This is a genomic window from Streptomyces ficellus, from assembly GCF_030406405.1.
Lineage (GTDB): Bacteria > Actinomycetota > Actinomycetes > Streptomycetales > Streptomycetaceae > Streptomyces > Streptomyces ficellus_B.
Map to the genome: position 1 here is coordinate 13,569 of NZ_JAUEPL010000001.1, position 20,800 is coordinate 34,368.

17 protein-coding genes and 1 pseudogene are annotated in these 20,800 nt (G+C 71.8%); 10 read left to right on the forward strand and 8 right to left on the reverse strand.

The genetic code is table 11. The features are described from left to right. Nucleotides 1–14 precede the first annotated feature (14 nt). The 6 genes from cysD (at nt 15) to QWM81_RS00095 (ending at nt 6,085) form a co-directional block, all read left to right on the forward strand. The gene (gene cysD / locus QWM81_RS00070; protein WP_290109235.1) at nt 15–953 is read left to right on the forward strand and encodes a sulfate adenylyltransferase subunit CysD; all 939 of its coding nucleotides are present in this window, start codon (nt 15–17) and stop codon (nt 951–953) included. 2 nt (nt 954–955) lie between these two features. Further along, on the forward strand, nt 956–2,287 hold the full coding sequence (locus QWM81_RS00075; protein ID WP_290109236.1) for a sulfate adenylyltransferase subunit 1: 1,332 nt from the start codon (nt 956–958) through the stop codon (nt 2,285–2,287). A 214-nt stretch (nt 2,288–2,501) separates the two neighbouring features. Further along, the gene (locus tag QWM81_RS00080; RefSeq protein WP_290109237.1) at nt 2,502–3,611 is read left to right on the forward strand and encodes an aliphatic sulfonate ABC transporter substrate-binding protein; all 1,110 of its coding nucleotides are present in this window, start codon (nt 2,502–2,504) and stop codon (nt 3,609–3,611) included. Between the two features lie 50 nt (nt 3,612–3,661). Continuing rightward, nucleotides 3,662–4,453: an ABC transporter ATP-binding protein gene (locus QWM81_RS00085; RefSeq protein WP_290109238.1), complete on the forward strand. Its 792-nt coding sequence runs from the start codon at nt 3,662–3,664 to the stop codon at nt 4,451–4,453. Then, nucleotides 4,440–5,333 (forward strand): ABC transporter permease, encoded by an 894-nt coding sequence (locus tag QWM81_RS00090; RefSeq protein WP_290109239.1) that lies wholly within the window; start codon nt 4,440–4,442, stop codon nt 5,331–5,333. Before QWM81_RS00085 ends, QWM81_RS00090 begins: the two co-directional genes overlap by 14 nt. A gap of 8 nt (nt 5,334–5,341) precedes the next feature. Continuing rightward, entirely contained in the window at nt 5,342–6,085 is a 744-nt protein-coding gene (locus QWM81_RS00095) for a sirohydrochlorin chelatase (RefSeq protein ID WP_290109240.1), read from the forward strand. A gap of 9 nt (nt 6,086–6,094) precedes the next feature. Here QWM81_RS00095 and QWM81_RS00100 read toward each other — a convergent pair whose 3' ends face one another. The 6 genes and pseudogenes from QWM81_RS00100 to QWM81_RS00125 all read right to left on the reverse strand — a co-directional run bounded on the left by QWM81_RS00100 (nt 6,095) and on the right by QWM81_RS00125 (nt 11,546). Continuing rightward, nucleotides 6,095–6,469: a nuclear transport factor 2 family protein gene (locus tag QWM81_RS00100; protein WP_290109241.1), complete on the reverse strand. Its 375-nt coding sequence runs from the start codon at nt 6,467–6,469 to the stop codon at nt 6,095–6,097. Then, nucleotides 6,462–7,013, reverse strand: coding sequence for a DUF1697 domain-containing protein (locus tag QWM81_RS00105; protein ID WP_290109242.1), 552 nt, complete (start codon nt 7,011–7,013; stop codon nt 6,462–6,464). Before QWM81_RS00105 ends, QWM81_RS00100 begins: the two co-directional genes overlap by 8 nt. Before the next feature lie 85 nt (nt 7,014–7,098). Beyond that, nucleotides 7,099–8,356, reverse strand: a pseudogene (gene mgt / locus QWM81_RS00110) (macrolide-inactivating glycosyltransferase). Nucleotides 8,357–8,458: 102 nt separating this feature from the next. After that, a complete protein-coding gene (locus QWM81_RS00115; RefSeq protein ID WP_290109244.1) occupies nt 8,459–9,763 on the reverse strand; it encodes an ABC transporter substrate-binding protein in 1,305 nt (434 codons plus the stop codon). Next, a complete protein-coding gene (locus tag QWM81_RS00120; RefSeq protein ID WP_290109245.1) occupies nt 9,763–10,605 on the reverse strand; it encodes a carbohydrate ABC transporter permease in 843 nt (280 codons plus the stop codon). The genes QWM81_RS00115 and QWM81_RS00120 overlap by 1 nt, the downstream gene beginning before the upstream one ends. Further along, the gene (locus tag QWM81_RS00125; RefSeq protein WP_435372293.1) at nt 10,602–11,546 is read right to left on the reverse strand and encodes a carbohydrate ABC transporter permease; all 945 of its coding nucleotides are present in this window, start codon (nt 11,544–11,546) and stop codon (nt 10,602–10,604) included. The genes QWM81_RS00120 and QWM81_RS00125 overlap by 4 nt, the downstream gene beginning before the upstream one ends. 161 nt (nt 11,547–11,707) lie before the next feature. Between QWM81_RS00125 and QWM81_RS00130 the strand changes: the two genes are divergently transcribed. Both QWM81_RS00130 and QWM81_RS00135 read left to right on the forward strand, forming a co-directional pair. Beyond that, nucleotides 11,708–12,559 (forward strand): phosphotransferase enzyme family protein, encoded by an 852-nt coding sequence (locus tag QWM81_RS00130; protein WP_290109247.1) that lies wholly within the window; start codon nt 11,708–11,710, stop codon nt 12,557–12,559. 36 nt (nt 12,560–12,595) lie between these two features. Beyond that, nucleotides 12,596–13,447, forward strand: a complete 852-nt coding sequence (locus QWM81_RS00135; protein WP_290109248.1) for an alpha/beta fold hydrolase — start codon at nt 12,596–12,598, stop codon at nt 13,445–13,447. 39 nt (nt 13,448–13,486) lie between these two features. On the opposite strand, the gene QWM81_RS00140 is transcribed toward QWM81_RS00135, so the two are convergent. Continuing rightward, the gene (locus tag QWM81_RS00140; protein ID WP_290109249.1) at nt 13,487–14,209 is read right to left on the reverse strand and encodes an exonuclease domain-containing protein; all 723 of its coding nucleotides are present in this window, start codon (nt 14,207–14,209) and stop codon (nt 13,487–13,489) included. 136 nt (nt 14,210–14,345) lie between these two features. Beyond that, complete coding sequence (locus QWM81_RS00145; RefSeq protein WP_290109250.1) at nt 14,346–15,587, reverse strand: DUF5919 domain-containing protein; 1,242 nt, start codon at nt 15,585–15,587, stop codon at nt 14,346–14,348. A 479-nt stretch (nt 15,588–16,066) separates the two neighbouring features. Here QWM81_RS00145 and glgX point away from each other — a divergent pair, with 479 nt between their 5' ends. Together glgX and treY are read left to right on the forward strand one after the other, a co-directional pair. Further along, nucleotides 16,067–18,190, forward strand: coding sequence for a glycogen debranching protein GlgX (glgX, locus tag QWM81_RS00150; protein WP_290109251.1), 2,124 nt, complete (start codon nt 16,067–16,069; stop codon nt 18,188–18,190). 236 nt (nt 18,191–18,426) lie between these two features. Beyond that, nucleotides 18,427–20,787: a malto-oligosyltrehalose synthase gene (gene treY, locus QWM81_RS00155; protein ID WP_290109252.1), complete on the forward strand. Its 2,361-nt coding sequence runs from the start codon at nt 18,427–18,429 to the stop codon at nt 20,785–20,787. Nucleotides 20,788–20,800 lie beyond the last annotated feature (13 nt).

The window sequence follows — 20,800 nt, forward strand, 5'->3', positions numbered from 1 at the left end:
GAAGGGGTAGCAGCATGACGACCAGCGTCACCACGTTCGACGAGGAGACCGACAGCCCGTTCGCGCTGTCGCACCTGGACTCGCTGGAGTCCGAGGCGGTGCACATCTTCCGCGAGGTGGCGGGTGAGTTCGAGCGGCCGGTGATCCTGTTCTCCGGCGGCAAGGACTCCATCGTCATGCTGCACCTGGCGCTGAAGGCGTTCGCTCCCGCCGCGATCCCCTTCGCGCTGCTGCACGTGGACACCGGGCACAACTTCCCCGAGGTCATCGAGTACCGCGACCGCACCGTCGAGAAGTACGGGCTGCGCCTGCACGTGGCGTCCGTGCAGGACTACATCGACCGCGGGGTCCTCAAGGAGCGCCCCGACGGCACCCGTAACCCGCTGCAGACCGTGCCGCTGACCGAGGCCATCCAGCAGCACCGCTTCGACGCCGTGTTCGGCGGCGGGCGGCGCGACGAGGAGAAGGCCCGGGCCAAGGAGCGGGTGTTCTCGCTGCGGGACGAGTTCTCGCAGTGGGACCCGCGCCGCCAGCGCCCGGAGCTGTGGCAGCTCTACAACGGCCGGCACGCGCCCGGTGAGCACGTCCGCGTGTTCCCGCTGTCCAACTGGACCGAGCTGGACGTGTGGCAGTACATCGAGCGCGAGGGCATCGAGCTGCCGCAGATCTACTTCGCGCACGAGCGTGAGGTGTTCTCCCGCAACGGCATGTGGCTGACGGCCGGCGAGTGGGGCGGCCCGAAGGACACCGAGCCGGTGGAGAAGCGGATGATCCGCTACCGCACGGTTGGCGACATGTCCTGCACCGGTGCCGTCGACTCCGACGCCACCACGCTCCAGGCCGTGATCGCCGAGATCACCGCCTCCCGGCTCACCGAGCGGGGCGCCACCCGCGCCGACGACAAGCTGTCCGAGGCCGCGATGGAAGACCGCAAGCGCGAAGGGTACTTCTAGAGATGAGCACGACGACCGAGCAGCTCTCGGCCACCACCCTGCTGCGTTTCGCGACCGCCGGGTCCGTCGACGACGGCAAGTCCACGCTGGTGGGCCGGCTGCTGCACGACTCCAAGTCGGTGCTGGTGGACCAGCTGGAGGCCGTGGAAGCGGCGTCCCTGAGCCGTGGCCAGGAGGCCCCGGACCTGGCGCTGCTGACGGACGGCCTGCGGGCCGAGCGGGAGCAGGGCATCACCATCGACGTCGCCTACCGCTACTTCGCCACGCCCCGGCGCCGGTTCATCCTGGCCGACACGCCCGGCCATGTGCAGTACACCCGCAACATGGTCACCGGCGCCTCCACCGCCGAGCTGGCCGTGGTCCTGGTCGACGCCCGCAACGGCGTCGTGGAGCAGACGCGCCGCCACGCCGCGGTGGCCGCGCTGCTGCGTGTCCCGCACGTCGTCCTGGCCGTCAACAAGATGGACCTGGTCGAGTACGCCGAGCCGGTCTTCGCCAAGATCGCCGAGGAGTTCACGACGTACGCCTCCGAGCTGGGCGTCCCGGAGATCACCGCGATCCCCATCTCGGCGCTCGACGGCGACAACGTGGTGGAGCCGTCCGCGAACATGGACTGGTACGGCGGCCCGACCGTCCTGGAACACCTGGAGACCGTCCCGGTCAGCCACGACCTGACGGCCTGCCACGCCCGTTTCCCCGTGCAGTACGTGATCCGTCCGCAGACCGCCGAGCACCCCGACTACCGGGGGTACGCCGGTCAGATCGCGGCCGGTGCCTTCCGCGTGGGCGAGCAGGTCACCGTGCTGCCGTCGGGGCGGACGAGCACCATCACCGCCATCGACGCGCTCGGCGAGAGCGTCGACATCGCCTGGGCACCGCAGTCGGTGACGATCCGGCTGGCCGACGACATCGACATCTCGCGCGGCGACCTGATCGCCCCGGTCGGCGACGCCCCGGCGACCACGCGGGATGTGGAGGCGACGGTGTGCCACGTGGCCGACCAGCCGCTGGTCGTCGGCCAGCGGGTGCTGCTCAAGCACACCACCCGTACCGTCAAGGCGATCGTCAAGGACATCCCGTCCCGGCTGACGCTGGACGACCTGTCCCAGCACCCGGCGCCCGGGCAGCTGGTCGCCAACGACATAGGCCGCGTCGTGGTGCGTACCGCTGAACCGCTGGCGCTCGACACGTACGCCGACTCCCGCCGTACCGGATCGTTCCTGCTCATCGACCCGGCGGACGGCACCACGCTGGCGGCGGGCATGGCGGGCGAGGCGTTCGCGTCGGCCAAGGCTCCCGTGGTCCGAGGCGACGAGGACGGCTGGGACTTCTGACATGACGACCGACGTCTACGCGACCTTCGCCAAGGAGGGCGGCCGGGTCGGCAGCGGTGCCCTCGGCGCGGGAACCGGGGGTGTCGCCCGATGTGTCCGATGACGCCCCGCCCCCGCCCGTACGCCCGAAGACCCGCACCTGCCGCCACCCCGGCCACGCCCCTGACGATCAGGAGGACGTGAGCACCGGGCCCGACGAGAGGAACCCCCTCCCGTGCCTGCCACTTCCCGCTCCACCGCCCTGCGGCGCGCACTCGCCGCCGCTGCCGCCCTGCCGCTGCTGCTCGGGGCGCTCGCCTCGTGCGGTTACGGCTCCCAGGCCGTCCCGGAGACGCGGGCGAAGGCCAAGGGGGCGAAGCTGTCGGCCGACGCGGTGCGGATCGGGTACTTCCCGAACCTCACCCACGCCACGGCCCTGGTGGGCGACCAGGAGGGCATCTTCCAGAAGGAGCTGGGCGGCACCCAGCTGAGGGTCTCCACCTTCAACGCGGGCCCCTCCGAGATCGAGGCGCTGAACGCGGACTCCATCGACATCGGGTTCATCGGCCCCTCCCCCGCGATCAACGGCTTCACCAAGGCCAAGGGCAACAACCTCCGCATCATCGGCGGTGCGGCGTCCGGCGGTGTGAGACTCGTCGTCAACCCCGAGAAGATCAAGACCCTGGCGGACGTCAAGGGCAAGAAGATCGCCACGCCGCAGCTCGGCAACACCCAGGACGTGGCGTTCCTCAACTGGATCTCGGAGCAGGGCTGGAAGGTCGACCCGCAGAGCGGCAAGGGCGACGTCTCAGTGGTCCGTACGGACAACAAGATCGCCCCGGACGCCTACCGGTCCGGGTCCATCGACGGCGCGTGGGTGCCGGAGCCGACCGCGTCCAAGCTGGTCAGCGAGGGCGCGAAGGTGCTGCTGGACGAGTCGTCGCTGTGGCCGGAGAAGAAGTTCGTGATCACGAACATCATCGTGTCGCAGCGGTTCCTCGCCGAGCACCCGGACGTGGTCGAGGCGGTGCTGCGCGGCTCGGTGAGGACCAACGCGTGGATCAACGCCAACCCGGCCAAGGCGAAGGCGTCCGCCAACGCCAGGCTCAAGGCGCTCAGCGGCAAGCCGCTGCCGGCCGAGGTGATCGACCGGGCGTGGCCGTCGCTGGTGTTCACCGACGACCCGCTGGCCGCCACGCTCCGGGCGCAGGCGGACCACGCGGTGAAGGCCGGGCTGCTGGACAAGCCCGACCTGCACGGCATCTACGACCTGAAGCCACTGAACAAGGTCCTCAGGGCCGAGGGCAGGCCCGAGGTCGCCGACGCCGGGCTCGGCGCCGAGTAACCCGTAGCGAACCCCCGTATCCGCTTCATCACGCCCAGGAGGTGACGACCATGGCCATCACGATCGCCAAGGCCGAGGACCGTGCCACGGTGACCACCCACGCCGCGCGCATCGAGCACGTCTCGAAGTCCTTCGCCGGACCGGCCGGGCGGCAGCTCGTGCTCGACGACATCACGCTCGACGTCGCGCCGGGCGAGTTCGTCACGCTCCTGGGCGCCTCGGGCTGTGGCAAGTCCACGCTGCTCAACCTGGTCGCCGGACTCGACCGGCCGAGCGCCGGGTCGATCGACACCCCGGGCGGGCGGCCCGCGCTGATGTTCCAGGAGCACGCGCTGTTCCCGTGGCTGACGGCGGGCAAGAACATCGAGCTGGCGCTGCGGCTGCGCGGGGTGCCGCGCGGCGAGCGGCGCGGTGAGGCGCAGCGGCTGCTGGAGCTCGTGCGGCTGAATGGCGCGTACGGGAAGCGGGTGCACGAGCTGTCGGGCGGCATGCGGCAGCGGGTGGCGATGGCGAGGGCGCTGGCGCAGGACAGTGACCTGCTGCTGATGGACGAGCCGTTCGCGGCGCTGGACGCCATCACGCGGGATGTGCTGCACGGTGAGCTGACCCGCATCTGGGAGGAGACGAACCTCTCCGTCCTGTTCGTCACCCACAATGTGCGCGAGGCCGTGCGGCTGGCCCAGCGTGTGGTGCTGCTGTCGTCCCGGCCGGGGCGGATCGCCCGTGAGTGGACCGTGGACATCGAGCAGCCGCGCCGTATCGAGGACGCCGCGGTGGCGGAGCTGTCGCTTGAGATCACCGAAGAACTGCGTGGGGAGATCCGCCGTCATGGCCAGCACTGATACGACGTCCACCGCTTCCAAGACGGACGACCTGGCCGGTCTGGAGGCGGGCCTCGACGCGCTGGAGGCGGTGCAGGTGACCCGCACCCCGGTGCGGGAGGTGCTGGTCAAGAAGGTGCTGCCGCCGCTCGTCGCCGTCGCGCTGGTGCTGCTGGTGTGGCAGGTCCTGGTGTCGGCGAAGGTCACCGACGAGTACAAGCTGCCCGCGCCGTCCGCGGTGTGGGACAGCCTGGCCACGATGTGGTTGCAGGGCACGCTGTTCGACGTCCTGTGGACGAGCGTGTCGCGGGCGCTGCTCGGGTTCCTGATGGCGCTGGCGATCGGTACGCCGCTGGGTCTGCTGGTCGCGCGGGTGAGGTTCGTGCGGGCGGCGATCGGGCCGATCCTGTCGGGGCTGCAGTCGCTGCCCTCGGTGGCGTGGGTGCCGCCGGCGGTGCTGTGGCTGGGCCTCCAGGACTCGATGATGTACACGGTGATCCTGCTGGGCGCGGTGCCGTCGATCGCCAACGGGCTGGTGGCGGGCGTGGACCAGGTGCCGCCGCTGTTCCTGCGGGCGGGCCGTACGCTCGGCGCGACGGGGCTGCGGGGGGCCCGGCACATCGTGATGCCGGCGGCGCTGCCGGGCTATCTGGCGGGGCTGAAGCAGGGCTGGGCCTTCTCGTGGCGCTCGCTGATGGCGGCCGAGATCATCGCCTCGTCGCCGGAACTGGGCCTCGGCCTGGGCCAGTTGCTGGAGAACGGCCGCAACAACATCGACATGCCCGGGATCTTCCTGGCGATCATCCTGATCCTGGTCGTCGGCATCGCCATCGACCTGCTGATCTTCAGCCCGCTGGAGCGGTCGGTGCTGCGCAGCCGCGGTCTCCTCGTCAAGAGCTGAGCGTCCCCATGAACCGTCGTCCTGTCCTTCTCGTCATCGCCCACGGCAGTCGCGACCCGCGGCACGCCGCGACCGTTCACGCCCTGGTGCGGGCGGCGGGGGTCCCGCGGCCGGGGCTGCGGGTGGAGACGGCGTTCCTCGACTTCAACGTCCCGTCGGTGCAGGCGGTGCTGGAACGGCTGGCGGCGGACGGGGTACGCGAGGTGGTGGCCCTCCCCCTCCTGCTGACCCGCGCCTTCCACGCCAAGGCCGACATCCCGGCCGTCCTGCGGGAGGCCCCGCAGTCCCTGTGCGTCCGGCAGGCTCCCGTCCTGGGTCCCTCACCCCTGCTGGTGGCGGCGCTGGAGCGGCGGCTGTACGAGGCGGGGCTCACGCCCGCCGACAAGCGCTCGACCGGGGTCGTCCTGGCCTCGGCGGGCTCCACCGACCCGGAGGCGATCGCAGTGATCGCTGAAATGGCGCGGGAGCTGCGGCACACCGGTTGGTGCGCCGTGCGGCCTGCGTTCGCCTCCGCATCCCTTCCGCGCACCGAGGACGCGGTGGCCGCCCTGCGCGCCGAGGGCGTGCGCCGGGTGGCGGTCGCCCCGTACGTCATCGCGCCGGGCCGCCTGCCGGACCGTATCGCCGCGGGCGCGGCCGGGGCGGACGTCCTCGCCGACGTGCTGGGCCCCGCGCCGGAGATGGCGCGCCTGCTGCTGACCCGGTACGACGAGGCCCGCGCCGCCGCCGAGCAGCCGGCGGCCGTGGCCTGACCGGCGGCGTCACGCGTCGGGGGTGAAGGGCGTGCCCTGGTGGAAGTACAGGAGCCAGGTGCCGTCCGCGGTGCGCCGCCACAGGGAACTGCGGTGGACGTGACGCCCCTTGGACTCGGTGTCGAACGTCAGGTGCACCACGTCGTCGGAGAGCTGCACGCCGCGCATCCGCGAGGTGGTGATGGGGCGCGGCCCCGGGGCGTCCTCCGAGGTGATCGCGGCGATCATGGAGGCCCGGTCCCAACGGCGGCCGGACGCGCCGAACTCGTGGAACCGCGGGTGCAGCAGCGCCTCGAACAGCGCGGGCGTGGTGCGGACTTCGGGGTCCAGCAGCCGCAGTTCGCCCTCGATCGCGGCGGCGACGGCCGAGGTCTGCTCAGTCACGGGTCAGCTCCACCAGCTTGACGACGGTGTTCCAGTTGCGAGTGGTGGCGGTGATGCCCTGGAGAATGCGGGGGCGTGAGAGTGCGTCGGCCAGCCGGGAGCGGCCGAGGCCCTGGGGGGCGTACAGATACAGGGCGCGGTCACCGAGCCGGAACTCCTCCGGCAGGAAGGCGGCCTGGTCGATGGCGGCGAACCTGTCCGGGCCGACGGGTTCGGAGAAGAAGGTGACGTGCAGCTGCCTGGCTTCCAGCTCGGCCGCCGGGAAGGGGCAGGCGCCGGCGACGGCGCGCAGATACGGTCCGCCGCGGACCAGGCAGTCGACGCGGAAGCCGAAGTGCTTCTCGATCGCCTGCTCCAGCTCGGCGGCCAGCGCGTTCTCCTCCGCCCCGGACGCGGCGGCGAAGGTGACGTTGCCGCTCTGGAGATACGTCTGTACGTCGCTGTGCCCGAGCTCGGTCAGCAGCGTGCGGAGCTCCCCCATGGGGACCTTCTTGTGGCCGCTGACATTGATTCCGCGCAGCAGGGCGGCGTACGTCGTCGTCATGGTCACACGATAGGACGGCCGCCGCGCCCCGTGGGGGAGGGCACGGCGGCCGCTGGCAGGGGCGCGAGCGCAGCCGTATCAGCCGTTACGCATCGGCGGGAGCCGGGCGCGCCGCCGCGAGTTCCGCTTCGATGAGGTCGGCCGCCCGGTGGGTGCCGCCCTCGCTCGCCATCCGCCGCCGGATCTCCTCGGCCCGCCGGGCCACCTCCGGGTCGCCGGCCAGTTCCAGCACCGCCGCGCGCAGGGCGTCGGCGGTGGCGTCGGCCATCGGAAGGTGCCGGGCGACGCCCAGCGAGGCCAGCATGTCGGCGTTGGAGAACTGGTCGACGGCCTGCGGGACGGCGACCATCGGCGTGGCCGTCGCGAGGCCCTCCTGGCTGCCGCCCGCGCCCGCGTGCGTGATGAAGGCGTCCGCCTGGCGCAGTACCGCCAACTGCGGGACCCAGGTGTGCACTTCGACGTTGCCGGGCAGCTCCCCCAGCTCGGCCGCGTCGACGTGTGCCCCTATCTGGAGGACCATGTGCCATCCGGGCAGGTCACCGAAGGCCTTCACGCACGCGCGGTAGAAGGCGGGCTGCTTGGTGAAGGCCGAGCCGAGCGAGACCAGCAGCACCTTCCGCGCACCGGCCGGCCGCTGCCACTGCCCCTGTTCGGCGCGGTCTCCCTGGCAGGCGCCGACGAAGGTGAAGACGGACTCGTCCACGCGGTCGGCGTTCGGCTGGAGCACCCTGGGGATCAGGACGACGGCCCGGCGCGGCCGGGCGACCAGCCGGTCGGGGTGGGTGGTGATGCCGTTCTGCGCGAGCCAGGCCTCGAAGCGCGCGTAGTACGCCTTCCCGCGCTCGGACGTCTTGAGGTCGGCGAACATCGGCTCGGCGACCTCCTTCTCGTACCCCTCCCACGGAACGAGGTTGGGCCACAGGGAGACGGCGGGGACGCCCCAGCGGTGGGCGAGGACGGGCGCCGGGTAGGAGGTGATGTCGTGCAGGACGAGGTCCGGCTCGTCCCCCTCGAAGGCCGCGGCCAGCTGGGGCAGCGCCTGGATCGCGTCGTTGAGGAACGGCTCGATGTTGTCGATCAGTTCGGTCCCCCACTCGTCCGGATCGTCGTCGGTCGGGAGGGTCGAGGTGTAGACGACGGGCTCCGCGCCGGTCGCGGCGATCTTGTCGGCGAAGGAGGCGGGGATCGCGTAACTGACGCGGTGCCCACGGGCGACGAGTTCCCGGATGACCTCGATGCTCGGGTTCACATGGCCGTGGGCGGCGATGGAGAACATGGCGATATGGGCGCGTTCTGTGGGGGTCATGCCGCTCAGACTAGGCGAGACGAGACGTCTCGTGCAACTAGTTCGGCGGCCGTCGCCGGTGCCCGCTCACGGGCGTACTGAGGCGGGGTGATCAGGGTCGCGTCGGGGGGCGCCGCGGCAACGCCGGCTCGCGGCGCGCTCAGCGCTGGTAGCGGGCGAGCACCGGGTTGCCGTCGTCGACGAGGCGTTTCTCCAGCTCACGGGCGTCGATGGCGCCGCTGTAGAACTCCTGGAAGGCGGGCGTGGCGACCTTGTCCTTCCACTCCGGATAGCCGCGCACCCACTGCGCCGGGGCCGGGCGGAGGTCCTTCGCGAGCGCCACGCCGGTTGCCCACCCGTCCTTCGCCGTGTGCAGCGAGGGGTCCTTCAGCGCCTCCGTACCGGTCGGCAGCATCCAGTCACCGCGCGCCAGACGCACCATGTTGCGCGGCTGGAGGAGGAAGTCGATGAACCGGACGGCTTCCTTCTTGTACGGGCTGTCCTCGGCGATCGACAGCGTCTGCGGGCTGACCCCCTGCGCCAGTCCCCCGTCCCCGGCCGGCGCGGGCAGCACCATCCACTCGAACCCTTCGGGCGCCTGCCGCACGATCTGCTGGCGGTAGGAGAAGCCGAGCGGAACCATCGCGTACCTGCCGCCGAAGAACCCGGGCAGGGTGTCGGACCCGCCCATGCCGAGCGTGCCGCGCGGGGCGCTGCGGTCGGTGTTGACCTGGGCGTGCACGGTGCCCGGCATGACGGCGTCCCCGTCGGTGAACCGGATCTCGGCCTTCCCGTCGTCGCCCCGGTGGAAGAGCCGCCCGCCCGCGGACAGTCCCAGGTTCAGGGACACGGAGACCGGCTCCTTCAGCGGCCACGCCACCGCGTACCGGCCCTTGCCCATCGTGGCCGTCAGCTCCTTGGTGACCTGCCGGAACTCCGGCCACGTCCAAGGCCGGGCGGGCGTCGGGATGCGGACGCCGGACGAGCGCAGGATCTTCTTGTTCGCCATGATGACGCGCGGTTCCTGGAGGAACGGCACGCCGTACACGCCGTCGCCGAAGGTGACCGTCTCCCAGCTCCGCCGCGGTATGTCCGCCTTCAGCCGGGCGGGCAGCAGGCCGCGCAGGTCGGCGAGGTAGCCGCCGTAGGCGAAGTCGGCGAGGTCGTCGGAGGCGTCGTGGATGATGTCGGGCGCCTCACCGCCCTCGAAGGAGGTGAGCAGCTGGTCGTGGACGCTGTCCCAGCTGCCCTGGACGTATTCGACCCGGATGCCGGGGTGGGCGGCGTTCCACTCCGCGACGAGTTCCTTGTTGGCGTCCACGGACTCCTTCTGCCAGGCCAGGGACTGGAAGCGGAGCACCACCCTCCCGGCCCGTCCGTCCCCGTCCCGCTCAGCCCCGCCGAAGCAGCCGGCCAGGAGCAGCGCGAGCGCTGCGGCCGCGGCGGTCAGTGCCCGTCCACGCATCAGGACTTCACCGCCCCGGAGAGCATGCCGCCCGTGATCCGCTTCTGGATGACTGCGAAGACGACGAGGGAGGGCAGCGTGGCGAGGAACGCGGCGGCGGCGAGCGGGCCGAGGTCGGCGACGCCCTCCGCGCCGAGGAAGCGGGTGAGGACCACCGGCAGGGTCTGCTTCTCCGGGGTCTTGAGCAGGACGAGCGCGAAGAAGAACTCGTTCCACGCGGTGATGAAGGCGAACAGCGCGGTGGCGACGATGCCGGGCGCCAGCAGCGGGGCGGTGACCGAGACGAGCGTACGCAGCCTGCCCGCGCCGTCGACGGCGGCGGCCTCCTCCAGCTCGGCGGGTACGGCCCGTACGTAGCCGGTCAGCATCCACAGCGCGAACGGCAGCGACCACACGACGTACACCATCACCAGCCCGGACAGGGTGTTGAGCAGATGCAGGTTCTTCAGGACCAGGAACAGCGGAATGATCACCAGGACGAAGGGGAACGCCTGGCTGATCACGACCCAGCCGGTGGCGGCGGCCGAGAGCCGGCCGCGGTGGCGGGCCATCACATAGGCCATGGGCGTGGCGATGGCGACCGCGATCAGGGCGGCACCGAGCGCGGCGATCAGGCTGTTCCCGGCGGCCCGCAGCAGGGGCTGCTCGGCGAAGGCCTGCCGGAAGTTGCCGAGGGTGGGGTCGTCCGGGAGCCAGGTGGGGTGCAGGGATGCCAGTTCACGGGCCGGTTTGAACGCGGTGGAGATCAGCCAGAGGAAGGGGAAGGCGAGGAAGGCCAGGTACCCGAGGAGCGCGAGGTACTGGCCGGCCCGTGCGGGCCCGCTCGGGCGAAGGCCGTTCACCGGTCCTCGCCTCCCTTCAGCCGGCCCACCAGATGGAGGGCGAGGAGTACGGAGATCACGGCGACCATCACGCAGCCCATGGCGGCGGCGTAGCCGAACTGTCCATAGCGGAACGCCTCTTCGTACGCGAAGAGCATGGGCAGGCGGGTACGGCCGCCGGGCCCGCCACCCGTGAGCACGTACACCAGCGCGAAAGAATTGAAATTCCAGATGAAGTTGAGCGCGGTGATGGCGAGGGCGACGGGCTTGAGGGCCGGCCAGGTGACGGTACGGAAGCGGCGCCACGCGCCGGCGCCGTCGAGGGCGGCGGCCTCATGCAGCTCCTGCGGGGTGTTCTGGAGCCCGGCGAGCAGGGCGACGGTGGTCTGCGGCATGCCGGCCCAGATACCGACGGCTGTCACGGCGGGCAGGGCGGTGGCCAGTCCGGTGAGCCAGTCGCGGCCGTCGCCGAGGCCGAGGTCTCGGACGGTCTCGTTGAGGATGCCGGCGTCGGGGTTGTAGACCAGCCGCCACATGATGCCGACGACCACCTCGGGCATGGCCCAGGGGATGATCGCCAGCGCCCGCGCCAGCCAGCGGAAGCGGAGGTTCTGGTTGAGCAGCAGGGCCAGCCCGAGGCCGAGCACGAACTGCGGGACGGTGACGCCCACCGCCCAGAGCAGGCCGATCCGGAACGACTCCCAGAAAAGCGTGTCGTGCAGCAGGTCCTGGAAGTTGAGCGTGCCCACCCACTGGGTGGACCGGGTGCGTCCGGACTGGGCGTCGGTGAAGGCGAGGGCGACGCCATAGAGCAGCGGTCCGACGCTGAGAACCAGGATGGGGATCAGCGCCGGCAGGACGAGGAACCATGCCCCGTGATCCACCGGGCGCGGCCGGTGTGCCGGTCTCCCCGTGCCGCCGGCCTTTCCGCCGGACCGCGCCGTTGCGGTCACCGATGTCACGGAGCGCCCCCTTGGTCAAGGTGAGCCGGCCTGGCGTCATCGTGCTGACGGGTCGTCGGTTCGTCAAGCGTGCCCACGCGGATGCGAGACTTTGCCGGATGCGCATATGCCGGATTCGCATATGTACGACAGGGACGGCACGCAGGGGAGGGACGGGCGCGATGGATGAGGCGCGGGCGCGGGAGGTTCTGGCCGCCGCGGGACTGGAACGCGGGGCGGCGCTGCTGGCGCTGGGCGAGAACGCCGTCTTCGCCGCCGGGGACCTGGTGGTCAAGGTCGGCCGGGACGTGGAACTGCTGGAGCGGGCGGAGCGGGAGGTCGCCATCTCGTCCTGGCTCGCGGAGTCGGACATTCCGGTGGTACGGGCGGCCGAGCCGAAGCCCCGCCTGGTGGAGGGGCACCCGGTGACGGTCTGGCACCGGCTGCCCGACGCCGTACGCCCGCCGGAGCCCCGGGACCTGGCGCCGCTGCTGCGCCGCGTCCACGCGCTCGCCGAGCCGCCGTTCCCGCTGCCGCGCCGGGACCTGCTGGGTGGCGTGGAGCGCTGGCTGCGGCTCGCGGGCGACGCGATCGACCCGGTCGACGCGGCCTACCTGCGTGAGCGCCGCGACGCGTTCGCCGAAGCGGCCGCCGCGCTCACGCCACGGCTGACGCCCGGGCCGATCCACGGCGACGCGCTGCCGCGCAACGTGCATATCGGCCCGGACGGGCCGGTACTGGTCGACCTGGAGACGTTCTCGGCCGACCTGCGCGAACACGACCTGGTGGTCCTGCTCCTGTCCCGGGACCGCTACGGCCTCGACCCGGCCGCCTACGACGCGTTCACCGAGGCGTACGGCTGGGACGTGCGCGAGTGGGACGGCTGCGCCGTGCTGCGCGGCGCCCGGGAGACCGCGAGCTGCGCCTGGGTGGCCCAGCACGCGCCGTCGAACCCGAAGGCGCTGGCGGAGTTCCGCCGCCGGGTGGCCTCGCTGCGGGACGACGACCCGGAAATCCGCTGGCATTCGTTCTGAGAACATGAACTCCCTTTCGTGAACCGGAGGTTCGGCATGCGTATGGAGCTCAGCGAGGTGACCCTTGAGGTCCAGGACAACGAGGTCCAGGACAACGGGACCGGCCGGGACCCCGTCCTGCTGTTGCACGGCTTCCCCGACACCCATGCCGTCTGGCGCCACCAGGTGCGGGCGCTGGACGCCGCCGGGTACCGCACCATCGCGCCCGACCTGCGCGGCTTCGGCGCCTCCGACCGGCCGGAGGAGACCGCGGCGTACGCCCCGCACCGGATCGTCGCCGACCTGGTGGAGCTCCTGGACCGGCTCGACATCGGCCGCGTCCACCTGGTCGGGCACGACTGGGGCTCGGGCATCGCCCAGTCGCTGGCCCTGACCGACCGGGCCCGGGTGGCGAGTCTGTCCCTGCTGTCCGTGGGGCACCTCGGCGGCCTGCTGGGCGCGGGCTGGGAGCAGCGCCAGCGCTCCTGGTACATGCTGCTGTTCCAACTGACGGGGCTCGCCGAGGAGTGGCTCTCCCGCGACGACTTCGCCAACCTGCGCGACATGCTCGCCGAGCACCCCGACGCCGACGAGGTGGTGGAGCGCCTGCGCGAGCCGGGTGCGCTCACGTCCGCGCTGTCGCTGTACCGGGCTGGTCTGCGCCCCGAGGTACTGTTCGGCCCGGAGCAGCCGCTGCCGTCACTGCCGGGCCCGGTCCTGGGCGTATGGAGCACCGGTGACCGCTTCCTCACCGAGGGGTCGATGGCCGGTACGGGGAAGTACGTCGACGGTTGCTGGCGGTACGAGCGGATCGAGGGCGCCGGCCACTGGCTGCAACTGGACGCTCCCGAGCGGGTGAACACGCTGCTGCTGGACTTCTTCGCGGAGCAGCGCCGGGGTGGGCGCTGACCAGGACGCCGCTCGCCGCGCCGATCGCCCGACGGCGGTTCAGCCCGCCACCGCGGCCGCCTCGCGCAGCGGCCAGGCCGGGTCTATCACGGCGTCCGGTGTGCCCTTGCGGCGCAGGAACCGCTGGAAGTCCGCCGCCCACTGCGCGTACCACTGGACCTGCCGCTGGTGCAGCTCACGCGGGGACAGGGCGGCCACGGCGGCGTGCCGCTCGGCTATCGCGCGGGCGACCAGCACCGCCGCCAGCGCGTCGGCGGCCGCGTCGTGGGCGTCGTCCAGCACCACGCCGTACTCGGCGCAGACCGCCTCCAGGTTCCGCTTGCCCCGGCGGTAGCGGTCGACAGCGCGGTCGATGGTGTACGGGTCGACGACCGGGCCTATCGGTGCGCCGCCCAGCCGCTCACCGAGGCCGGGCAGCCCGTGCCGCCGCAACTCGGCGGTGAGCAGCGTCAGATCGAAGGCGGCGTTGTACGCGACGACGGGCACTCCCCGCGTCCAGTACCCGGCGAGGGTGTCGGCGAGCTCGTCCGCCACCTCCCGGACCGGGCGGCCCTCGGCCACGGCGCGCTCGTTGCTGATGCCGTGGATCGCCGAGGCCTGAGCGGGGATCCGGATGCCCGGATCGGCCAGCCAGTCGCGGCGTACCACCACGTCCCCGCCCCGGACCTCCACGACCGCGGCTGTCACGATGCGCGCTTCGAGCGGCTCCGTCCCCGTCGTCTCCAGATCGAAGCCGACGAGCGTCTCCCCGTGCCAGCCCATGCTGCTCCTCCTCGCGGTGCTGTGGTGCGCCCCCCTGCGGTGCACTCCCCCTGTGGGCTTTCACCCTCCCACGCACCACTGACAACGCCGCTCGGACGGGCCTCGACCGGCCTATGACCGGCGTGGCGACGGTCCGTCAGGAGACCGGCCGCGAGTCGGCCCAGACCGACTCGAACTCCTCGCGGTAGGTCTCGAACAGCCCGTGGTCACTCTCCGTCCCGGACGTGACGACCGCTCGCCTGCCGCCGCGCAGCACCAGCACCGGTGCCTCCATGCCGCGGGCCCGGCGCAGGTAGGACTGGACGACGCCCACCCCGTCGGGACCGTCGCCATCGACGAGGTACGCGGTGAAGCGCGGCGTCTCGTCGAAGACCTGGATCTCGAAGGCGCCCGGGTCGCGCAGCTTGGAGCGCACGCGCCGCATATGGAGGATGTTCATTTCCACCGAGCGGCTCAATTCGCCCTTTCTGATCCCGAGTTCCCTTTCGCGCCGTTTGACGGCGCTGCTGGCCGGGTTGAGGAACAGCAGTCGTATCCGGCAGCCCGATTCGGCGAGCCGCACCAGCCGCCGCCCGGAGAAGTTCTGCACGAGGAGGTTCAGGCCTATGCCGATGGCGTCGAGGCGCCGCGCCCCGCCGAAGAGGTCCTCTGCGGGCAGCTGCCGCTGGAGCCGGACCCGGTCGGGGTGCACGGACACCACATCCGCGTACCGGTCGCCGACGAGGTCCTCCACCGCGTCGACCGGCAGCCGGTGCGCGGACGGCACGCCCGCGCCGCCGCCGAGGATCTCCAGCAGCCGGGCCGAGGCCCTCTCGGACTGGTCGAGGACCGTGCGGGAGAGCGCGCGGTTGCGGGAGACGACGTTGCGGGTGACCTCCAGCTCGTCCAGGGCGAGCTCCAGGTCGCGACGGTCGTCGAAGTACGGCTCGAAACAGGGCCAGTGCTGGACCATCAGCTCGCGCAGCTGGGGCAGCGTGAGGAAGCTGAGCACATTGTCGTCGGCGGGGTCCAGGAGGTAGCCCTTGCGGCGCGAGACCTCCCGTACGGCGACGGCCCGCTGGACCCATTCCTGACCGGCGGGCCCGGCGGCGGCCACCACCCAGTCATCGCCGTGGACGGGTTCGTAGACGGGCCGCAGCACGGCGGCCACGACGGCACGCAATCGCTGTTCGACCAGATTCAGCCAGATATAGGCGCGCCCCGCCCGCTGAGCACGGGTCCGCACCTCGCTCCAGGCCTCCGCACCCCAGTCCAGTTCCGCACCGATCTCCATCGGCCGGGCGAGTGAGACCGCTCCGGGCGGGACATCAGCGGGGTCAGAGGAGTCCCCCTGATGACCTGAGTCACCTGGGGGCAGCTCCAGCCCTCCCGAGCTCACCCGCGCACCGCCTTCTGCTCCTGGACGCCCGTCTCCAACGATCAAGGAAGGGTACTCCGGGACCGGGAGGAGATGCAGCAGGATGCCCAGGCTCCTTACTCAACGCCCATGATTCTTAAGGCCCTTCCGGCCGGCGGGACCGACCGGAGTGAGCGGATTCACCATGGTGACGCCGCCGGCGCCGGCCCGGCCGGCCGCCGCAGCCCCCACGGGTGACGGCGTGCGGCACGGGGCTCGCCACGGGCGACACCCGGGAACGCGAAGTTGACCCGGGGCAAGCGGACGGCCACCGCACGCACCCCCGGTATGGTGATCCCACAAATCCGGCACAAGGGGGCGTTTTCCGGCCAGCGCCCCCTTCGCGCCCCGTGGTCACCCGGTAGGACCGGCCGAAGTCCTAGGAGCTCGCACCACTTTCGGGGAGGATTCTGGCTCAAGTGACACCCATCAGCCGGATCAGAAGTGGAAGAGTCTTATCTATGCAGGTCTGGCCGGGACAGGCGTATCCACTCGGTGCCACCTACGACGGCGCCGGCACCAACTTCGCGGTCTTCTCGGAGGCCGCCGACCGAATCGAGCTGTGTCTGCTCCATGACGACGGCTCGGAGACCGCGGTGGAGCTGCGGGAGACCGACGCGTTCGTACGGCACGCGTACCTGCCCGGCGTGATGCCGGGCCAGCGGTACGGGTTCCGGGTCCACGGACCGTACGCGCCGGAGCGCGGACAGCGCTGCAACTCCGCCAAGCTGCTCCTCGATCCGTACGCGCGGGCGGTCGCGGGCGCCATCGACTGGGGGGAGGCGGTGTACGGCTACCACTTCGGCAGACCGGACTCCCGCAACGACCTCGACTCGGCGCCGCACACGATGTCGTCGGTCGTCGTCAACCCGTACTTCGACTGGGGTGACGACCGCCCGCCGCGTACCGACTACCACCGCACGGTGATCTACGAGGCGCACGTCAAGGGCCTGACGATGCTCCACCCCGCCCTGCCGGACGAGCTGCGCGGTACGTACGCGGGCCTGGCCCACCCCGCCGTCATCGAGCACCTGACGGAACTGGGTGTCACGGCGCTCGAACTGATGCCGGTGCACCAGTTCGTCAACGACCACCGGCTCGTGGACGCCGGGATGGCCAACTACTGGGGCTACAACACGATCGGGTTCTTCGCCCCGCACAACGCGTACGCCTCCTGGGGCGACCGGGGCCAGCAGGTGCTGGAGTTCAAGTCGGCGGTGCGCGCGCTGCACCAGGCGGGCATCGAGGTCATCCTGGACGTGGTCTACAACCACACGGCCGAGGGCAACCACCTGGGCCCGACGCTCTCCTTCCGGGGCCTGGACAACCCCTCGTACTACCGGCTCGTCGAGGACAATCCCCGGTACTACATGGACACCACCGGCACCGGGAACTCGCTGCTGATGCGCTCGCCGCACGTGCTCCAGCTGATCATGGACTCGCTGCGGTACTGGGTGACGGAGATGCACGTCGACGGGTTCCGCTTCGACCTGGCGGCGACGCTGGCGCGCCAGTTCCACGAGGTGGACCGGCTGTCGTCGTTCTTCGACCTGGTCCAGCAGGACCCGGTGGTCAGCCAGGTCAAGCTGATCGCCGAGCCCTGGGACGTGGGCGAGGGCGGCTACCAGGTGGGCAATTTCCCGCCATTGTGGACGGAGTGGAACGGCAAGTACCGGGACACGGTCCGTGACCTGTGGCGTGGCGAGCCGCGTACGCTCGCCGAGTTCGCGTCCCGGCTCACCGGCTCCTCCGACCTCTACCAGGACGACGGGCGCCGCCCGCTCGCCTCCATCAACTTCGTGACCTGCCACGACGGCTTCACGCTGCGTGATCTCGTCTCGTACAACGACAAGCACAACGAGGCGAACGGCGAGGGCAACCGGGACGGCGAGAGCCACAACCGCTCCTGGAACTGCGGCGCCGAGGGCGAGACCGACGACGAGCGGATCACCGAGCTGCGCGCCCGCCAGATGCGCAACTTCATCGCCACGCTGATGCTGTCGCAGGGCGTCCCGATGCTGAGCCACGGCGACGAGTTCGGCCGTACGCAGGGGGGCAACAACAACGCGTACTGCCAGGACAACGAGGTCGCCTGGGTGCACTGGCCGGACGAGGACTCCGAGGCGGCGAGGTCGCTGCTGGAGTTCACCCGTTCGATGGTGTGGCTGCGACGCGACCACCCCGTCTTCCGGCGGCGGCGCTTCTTCCACGGGCGGCCGGTCGAGGGCACCCACGACGACCTGTCGGACATCAACTGGTTCACCCCCGGGGGTGACGAGATGAGGGCGCGGGACTGGCAGGCGGCACACGCCAAGGCCCTGTCGGTGTTCCTGAACGGCAGTGCGATCTCCGAGCCGGGACCGCGCGGCGAGCGGATCGCGGACGACTCGTTCCTGCTGATGTTCAACGCGAGCGCCGAGGACTTGGAGTTCGTGGTGCCGGTCAATCACGGGCGCCAGTGGCAGGTGGTGGTGGACACGGCCGTCCCGGAGGGCGTCGAGCCGGGCCAGGGCCCCAAGGTCGCGGCGGGCGACCGGCTCACCCTGATCGGCCGCAGCCTGACGGTCCTGCGCCGCCCGGCCTGACCAGCGGCGGGCGATCCGGGGGCGCGGAGTGGGGTGGGGCGCGGTGGTGGCGGGGCGCGCGGTGCGGGGTGGGGTGCGATAGCGGTGGGGCGCGGTGCGGGGCGTGCCGCCCGGCACCGCGCGCCCCGCGTCCGCGCCTTACGCGCGCCGGCGCGTCATGCGACACGCGCGCCAGTCCGGGGTAAATCGCATGAGCGGATGACACATGAGCCGCTCAAGCGGGTACGTACGTTCGCATGACGCCCAACTCCACCTATCGGCTCCAGATCCAGCCGGACTTCCCGTTCTCGGCCGCCGGGGAAGCGGTGCCGTACATCGCCTCGCTCGGGGTATCACACCTGCATCTGTCGCCGGTCCTGGAGGCGGTCCCCGGCTCGACGCACGGGTACGACGTCACCGACCACAGCCGGGTGCGCGAGGAGCTGGGCGGGGAGGAGGGCTTGCGGGCCCTCGCCGCCACGGCCCGCGCGCACGGGCTCGGTCTGGTCGTGGACCTCGTGCCCAACCACATGGCCGCCGTGCCCCGTCACAACCGGGCGCTGTGGGAGGTGCTGCGGGAGGGGCCCGCGTCCCCGTACGCGCGCTGGTTCGACATCGACTGGGAGGCGGGCGGCGGGAAGGTGCTCCTGCCGGTGCTGGCCGGCCGGGTCGGTGACGAGCTGGCGGACATGCGCGCCGAGGGCGGGACGCTGCGCTACGGCGAGCAGGAGTTCCCGCTGCGGCCGGGTACGGAGGGGCTGGCCCTGCCGGAGCTGCTGGACGCCCAGTGGTACCGGCTGAGCTGGTGGCGGCTGGCCCGTACGGAGCTGAACTACCGGCGGTTCTTCACCATCTCGGACCTCATCGGGGTGCGGGTCGAGGACCCCGGGGTGTTCGAGGCGACGCACGCCAAGGTCGTGGAGCTGGTGCGGGACGGCGTGATCGAGGGGCTGCGGATCGACCACCCGGACGGGCTCGCGGATCCGGAGGCGTATCTGCGGCAGCTGGACCGGGCGACGGGCGGGGCGTGCTGGACGGTGGTGGAGAAGATCCTCACCGGGGAGGAACGGCTGCCCGCGCGGTGGCCGGTCGCGGGCACCACCGGCTATGACGCGCTGCGGCACGTGGACGGGCTGTTCGTGGACGAGGCCGGCGCGGCGGAACTGGCCGAGCAGTACCGGCGCTTCGCGAACCCGGCCGGCGACCGGGGCGGCCACTGGGAGGCGACGGCGCGCCGGGCCGCGTACAAGGTGGTGACGCACGCGCTGGCGTCGGAGGTGGCGTTCCTGACCCGGACCGCCGCGCGGATTTGCGACGGCACGGACCCGGCCCTGCGCGACCACGCGCCGTGGGCGCTGCGGGCCGCGATCCGGGAGCTGCTGATCCGGGTGCCGGTCTACCGTCCCTACGGGACGGGGGCGGAGGACATCCTCACCGAGGAGGCGGCGCGGGAGGTGAAGGCGACGTTCACGGTCCCCGAGGAGGCGGCGGCCGTCGATGTCGTCCGGGACCTGGCGCTGGGCCGGCTCGGTGAGGGCCCTGATCACACCGCCTTCCGGGTGCGGTTCGCGCAGACCTCGTCGGCGCTGCGGGCGAAGTCCGTCGAGGACACGGCGTTCTACCGGTACACGCCGCTGATCTCGGCGAACGAGGTGGGCGGGGACCCGGGCAGGCCCGCCGTGAGCCCGGATCGGTTCCACGCGTACTGCGAGCGGCTGGCCCGCGACTGGCCGGCGACCGGGACGGTGCTGTCCACGCACGACACCAAGCGCAGCGCCGACGTACGGGCGCGGATCGCGGTCCTGTCGGAGTGCCCGCAGCGGTGGGCCAAGCTGCTGGACGACGTCGCGGCGACGCCCGCGCCGGACGGGCAGGTGGCGTGGACGGCATGGCAGACGGCGCTGGGCCTGGGGTATCCGTACGCGGACCGGCTGGCGCCCGCGGTGCTGAAGGCGGTGCGGGAGGCGGGGCTGCACACCTCCTGGACGGAGCCGGACCCGGCGTACGAGCGGGCCGTGCTGGACTTCGTGGACGCGGGCCCGTCCGGTCCGCCGCAGTACACGGTCTCCCTGCTGGCCCGCGACCTGGAGCCGTACGTACGGGCGAACACGCTCGGCGCGGCGCTGGTCCACCTGACCATGCCGGGCGTGCCGGACCTGTACCAGGAGACCGAGCGGGTGTATCTGGCGCTGGTCGACCCGGACAACCGGCGGCCCTTCCAGGAGGGCCCGCCGGACGAGAAGACGGCCGTGACGCGTGCGGCGCTGTGGCTGCGGCGGCGCAGTCCGGAGGTGTTCGGCGCGTCGGGGACGTATCTGCCGCTGGCGGCGAGCGGCCCGGCGGCGGCGCACTGTGTGGCGTTCTGCCGTTCGGGGGAAGTCATCACGGCGGTCACGCGGCTGTCGCTGCGGCTGGCGGAGGGCGGTGGCTGGGGCGACACGTCACTGACACTGCCGGAGGGGCGGTGGTTCGACGCCGTGGACGCGGGGCGGGAGTTCCCGGGCGGGGAGCCGGTGCCGCTGGTGGATCTGTTCGCGGCACGGCCGGTGGCGCTGCTGAGCCGCCGCCCGGTACAGGACGAGGCGGTACGGGAGGAGGCGGTACGGGACGAGGACTGAGCCTTCCCGGAAG

What these genes read in the sequence shown, in the direction of transcription:
- glgX (WP_290109251.1), top strand. Translation starts at nt 16,067, where the DNA reads ATGCAGGTCTGGCCGGGACAGGCGTATCCACTCGGTGCCACCTACGAC.
- cysD (WP_290109235.1), top strand. Translation starts at nt 15, where the DNA reads ATGACGACCAGCGTCACCACGTTCGACGAGGAGACCGACAGCCCGTTC.
- treY (WP_290109252.1), top strand. Translation starts at nt 18,427, where the DNA reads ATGACGCCCAACTCCACCTATCGGCTCCAGATCCAGCCGGACTTCCCG.
- QWM81_RS00130 (WP_290109247.1), top strand. Translation starts at nt 11,708, where the DNA reads ATGGATGAGGCGCGGGCGCGGGAGGTTCTGGCCGCCGCGGGACTGGAA.
- QWM81_RS00095 (WP_290109240.1), top strand. Translation starts at nt 5,342, where the DNA reads ATGAACCGTCGTCCTGTCCTTCTCGTCATCGCCCACGGCAGTCGCGAC.
- QWM81_RS00105 (WP_290109242.1), bottom strand. Translation starts at nt 7,013, where the DNA reads ATGACGACGACGTACGCCGCCCTGCTGCGCGGAATCAATGTCAGCGGC.
- QWM81_RS00115 (WP_290109244.1), bottom strand. Translation starts at nt 9,763, where the DNA reads ATGCGTGGACGGGCACTGACCGCCGCGGCCGCAGCGCTCGCGCTGCTC.
- QWM81_RS00085 (WP_290109238.1), top strand. Translation starts at nt 3,662, where the DNA reads ATGGCCATCACGATCGCCAAGGCCGAGGACCGTGCCACGGTGACCACC.
- QWM81_RS00090 (WP_290109239.1), top strand. Translation starts at nt 4,440, where the DNA reads ATGGCCAGCACTGATACGACGTCCACCGCTTCCAAGACGGACGACCTG.
- QWM81_RS00135 (WP_290109248.1), top strand. Translation starts at nt 12,596, where the DNA reads ATGCGTATGGAGCTCAGCGAGGTGACCCTTGAGGTCCAGGACAACGAG.
- QWM81_RS00140 (WP_290109249.1), bottom strand. Translation starts at nt 14,209, where the DNA reads ATGGGCTGGCACGGGGAGACGCTCGTCGGCTTCGATCTGGAGACGACG.
- QWM81_RS00075 (WP_290109236.1), top strand. Translation starts at nt 956, where the DNA reads ATGAGCACGACGACCGAGCAGCTCTCGGCCACCACCCTGCTGCGTTTC.